This is a genomic window from Candidatus Thiosymbion oneisti (assembly GCF_900092655.1).
In the GTDB taxonomy this organism is placed as follows: Bacteria; Pseudomonadota; Gammaproteobacteria; order Chromatiales; family Chromatiaceae; genus Thiosymbion; species Thiosymbion oneisti.
In genome coordinates, this window is sequence record NZ_FLUY01001765.1 from 1 (window position 1) to 3403 (window position 3403).

Below are 3403 nucleotides of genomic sequence, written 5' to 3' on the forward strand. Positions count from 1 at the left end.
CGCTCCAGCGGCCAAGGTTTCATGACGCTGGAGCGTCTGGATTTGCTCCCACGCTGGAGCGTGGGAGCCAGAGGCTGGTTTGTGGGGATACTTCAGGGTTTGACCGGGATTTCGAGGTGACTTAGTCAGCTGCGTGCAAAATCTGGAAACAACATAAAGAACCACGAATGAACACGAATCGACACGAAAATTCGTGTGGATTCATTCGTATTCATTTGCGTTTATTCGCGGATTAATCTTCCGTGAGAATTCTGCTCGTTTATCGAGACGCCGCCATGCGGCAAGAGGAGACACTATGAGCTCGGGTAACCTGGTGCAAATCATCGGTGCCGTGGTGGACGTAAAGTTTCCCCGTGGCGAGATGCCGAAGGTCTATGAGGCGTTGACGATCGACAAGGTCGGCCTGACGCTCGAGGTACAGCAACAGCTCGGCGACGGCATCGTGCGCACCATCGCCATGGGCTCCACCGACGGTCTGCGTCGCGGCTTGGTTGCCGCCAGCACCGGCGCGCCCATCAGCGTCCCGGTCGGTATCCCCACCCTGGGCCGCATCATGGATGTCCTGGGCGAGCCCGTGGATGAAAAGGGTCCGGTGGAGTCCGAGAAACAGTGGCCCATCCACCGCGCCGCGCCCAAGTTCGAGGACCAGGCGGCCGCCACCGAGCTCCTGGAGACGGGCATCAAGGTTATCGACCTCATCATGCCCATCGCCAAGGGCGGCAAGGTCGGATTGTTCGGCGGCGCCGGCGTCGGCAAGACGGTCACCCTGATGGAGCTGATCCGCAATATCGCCGTGGAGCACTCCGGTTATTCGGTGTTCGCGGGCGTCGGCGAACGTACCCGCGAGGGTAACGACTTCTACCACGAGATGATGGAGTCCAACGTCCTCGATAAGGTCGCCTTGGTCTACGGCCAGATGAACGAGCCTCCGGGCAACCGGGCCCGCGTCGCCCTGACCGGCCTCACCATGGCCGAGTACTTCCGCGACGAAGGCCGCGACGTCCTGATGTTTATCGACAACATCTATCGCTACACCCTGGCCGGTACCGAGGTCTCCGCGTTGCTCGGGCGCATGCCCTCGGCCGTGGGATACCAGCCTACCCTGGCCTTGGAGATGGGCCTGTTGCAGGAACGCATCACCTCCACCCGGACCGGCTCCATTACCTCCTTCCAGGCGATATACGTGCCCGCGGACGACCTCACCGACCCCTCGCCGGCCACGACCTTCGCCCACCTCGACGCCACCTTGGTGCTGTCGCGGCAGATCGCGGAGTTGGGCATCTACCCGGCAGTGGATCCCCTGGACTCCACCAGCCGTATCCTCGATCCCAACGTAGTCGGTCAGGAGCACTATGAGACGGCGCGCTCGGTCCAGGGCACCCTACAGCGCTACAAGGAGCTCAAGGACATCATCGCCATCTTAGGTATGGACGAGCTGTCCGACGAGGACAAGCTGATCGTTGCCCGGGCGCGCAAGATTCAACGCTTCCTCTCCCAACCCTTCTTCGTGGCGGAGGTCTTCACCGGCTCGTCTGGCAAATATGTGCCCTTGAAGGACACCATCGCGGCCTTCAAGGCCATCGTCGGCGGCGAGTACGACCGTCTCCCGGAGCAAGCCTTCTACATGGTGGGCGGAATCGACGAGGCCGTCGCCAAGGCCGAGAGCATGTAACGCCGGGAGGATTCCCATGGCAATGACCGTTCATGTCGACATCGTAAGTGCCGAGGGGGCCATCCACTCGGGACTGGCGACCATGGTGTATGCGCCGGCGGAGATGGGGGAAGTCGGCATCTCGCCCCGTCATACGGCCTTGATAACCCGCCTGAAACCAGGTGACGTCCGGGTCGAGTCCGAGAACGGGGAGATGGAGCACTTCTATGTCTCCGGTGGCATGCTCGAAGTCCAGCCGCGGGTGGTGACCATCCTGGCGGACACCGCCATCCGCGCCCGCGATCTGGATGAGGCCGCGGCGGTGGATGCCAAACGACGCGCGGAAGACGCCCTGGTCGGAAGGACCGCCGAATTCGAACACGCCCAAGCCCAGGCAGAGCTCGCAGCGGCCGTCGCCCAGCTGCGCGCAATCGAGAAGCTGCGCAAGCTGAAAGGTGCCTAAGTGTAGGCGGAAAATTCCTCACCCCTACGGGTCTGCCACTGAGCGTGTGGGTCGGGTCAGGGCAGCCGAATAATAAAAGATATAAAGCAACCGGTTGTGTCGTTTGAACCGCTTAAGATGCCGAGCGCTTTTCTGCATCCGCTGTGTCTTAAGCGGTTCATCGCCAAGGTTGTAATCTTGAAACCTCGCCGCGTCATTCCAGCAGGGATTGCCGGAGTCCGGTGCCATGGAGGGCAACCAGAGTCGGGCTCTGAACCATCCTTGCCCGCTGCAAGCAAGCCATGCTGGTTGCTGTGCTCATCGTATCTACACCCCCGAAGCAGCTGCTCCAGAATTGGGTGGCTTGCCTGGTGGCGGTAGACAGGAATCAAGCCCCGTCCCTGCAGGGCAGGGGAGGGCAAACCGACCTTGCAGATGGCCTGTCTACCCTACCTTTAGGTAAGCGGACAGGTCCGCTGGGGTTATGTTTTCCGAGAGCTTATGTGGCTTGCCCGGGAGTCGATGGCCTTGGTTGCCTTTACGCCACAGGTGGAGCCTGATCTGTGACTTTTTGCTCTTCATGTTGTTTTTCGGTTGACTCTTTGTTTTTCTCATGCTACTTTCTAATTCAGGCTATGTGCTTAAGGCTATGAAAGTGCTGCCTGTCACCGAGTTGTTGTTGTGGAATCGGCAACTCAGCGATAGCGCAACGGGTGACAGTCCAATAGGCGCGTGGCTTCGTTTAGTTACAGATGCTCTCGACTACCGATAACATTGAGCAAGTAGAGCGAGCAGGATACTCAATTGAGAAGAACTAGACCGACTGATCGGTACTTCAGTGCTGGGGTCGTCGGCTCAATCCGTGAACGGAAGCATTCGCCGCAAATCGGCGTGGCTGAACGCAAGGGCACTGGAACCCTCAGTGATGGCGGGCCGATATCAGCCAATTTGCGTTCAATAGGTTATCGGTACTACTGCATGTACTAAATGTTACGCGCCTTGCCTCATATCCTGGAAGATTCCGGGGATAGCTTGATGCGCACGTGAAATGGCTGTAGCATCCAAAAGGTTACGAACCTACATGGCTGATTGTGTTCGCTAATCTACCCGAGAAATTAGGAGAGTTGACTGATGAAGACATTGCGTAAAACACCCCTGAGCCTCGCCGTCGCGGCGTCCTTGGGCATGGCCGTTTCCGCCTTCGATGCCGGTGCGGTCAATCTGGCGACGGACGGTATCGGGGAGGTGGCCATTGCTCCCTACTACACCACCCGCAACGGCTGGATGACCTTGATCAACCTGACCAACAC

2 protein-coding genes are annotated in these 3403 nt (G+C 59.1%); both read left to right on the forward strand.

Annotated elements, in window-relative coordinates:
- The first annotated feature begins 295 nt into the window (after positions 1-295).
- The gene (atpD, locus tag BQ17_RS18825) at positions 296-1672 is read left to right on the forward strand and encodes a F0F1 ATP synthase subunit beta (protein ID WP_089729753.1); all 1377 of its coding nucleotides are present in this window, start codon (positions 296-298) and stop codon (positions 1670-1672) included.
- Between the two features lie 16 nt (positions 1673-1688).
- Positions 1689-2114: a F0F1 ATP synthase subunit epsilon gene (locus tag BQ17_RS18830; protein ID WP_089729755.1), complete on the forward strand. Its 426-nt coding sequence runs from the start codon at positions 1689-1691 to the stop codon at positions 2112-2114.
- The last annotated feature ends 1289 nt before the right edge of the window (positions 2115-3403 follow it).